This is a genomic window from Kluyvera genomosp. 3 (assembly GCF_011765685.1).
GTDB lineage: Bacteria > Pseudomonadota > Gammaproteobacteria > Enterobacterales > Enterobacteriaceae > Kluyvera > Kluyvera georgiana_A.
The window spans coordinates 522651-523304 of the sequence record NZ_CP050321.1; the positions used below are offsets into that span (position 1 = coordinate 522651).

A 654-nucleotide genomic window follows, 5' to 3' on the forward strand; every position below is an offset into this window, starting at 1 on the left:
GCAGAGTGGGAAGCGAAAATCATCGAACTGGCTGGCTTCCTGGATTCTTACATCCCAGAACCAGAGCGTGCGATTGACAAGCCGTTCCTGCTGCCGATCGAAGACGTATTCTCCATCTCCGGTCGTGGTACCGTTGTTACCGGTCGTGTAGAGCGCGGTATCATCAAAGTTGGCGAAGAAGTTGAAATCGTTGGTATCAAAGAGACTGCTAAGTCTACCTGTACTGGCGTTGAAATGTTCCGCAAACTGCTGGACGAAGGCCGTGCTGGTGAGAACGTTGGTGTTCTGCTGCGTGGTATCAAACGTGAAGAAATCGAACGTGGTCAGGTACTGGCTAAGCCGGGCTTCTGTCTCAGTACGATTTCCCGGGCGACGACACTCCGATCGTTCGTGGTTCTGCTCTGAAAGCGCTGGAAGGCGACGCAGAGTGGGAAGCGAAAATCATCGAACTGGCTGGCTTCCTGGATTCTTACATCCCAGAACCAGAGCGTGCGATTGAGGTGAGAACGTTGGTGTTCTGCTGCGTGGTATCAAACGTGAAGAAATCGAACGTGGTCAGGTACTGGCTAAGCCGGGTTCTATCAAGCCGCACACCAAGTTCGAATCTGAAGTGTACATCCTGTCCAAAGACGAAGGCGGCCGTCATACTCCGTT

General features: G+C 52.6%; 2 pseudogenes. Both read left to right on the forward strand.

The features are described 5' to 3' along the window. A pseudogene (locus tag GY169_RS23350) lies at positions 1-330 on the forward strand (EF-Tu/IF-2/RF-3 family GTPase); the annotation flags it as partial. Positions 331-344: 14 nt separating this feature from the next. Continuing rightward, a pseudogene (tuf, locus tag GY169_RS23580) lies at positions 345-654 on the forward strand (elongation factor Tu); the annotation flags it as partial.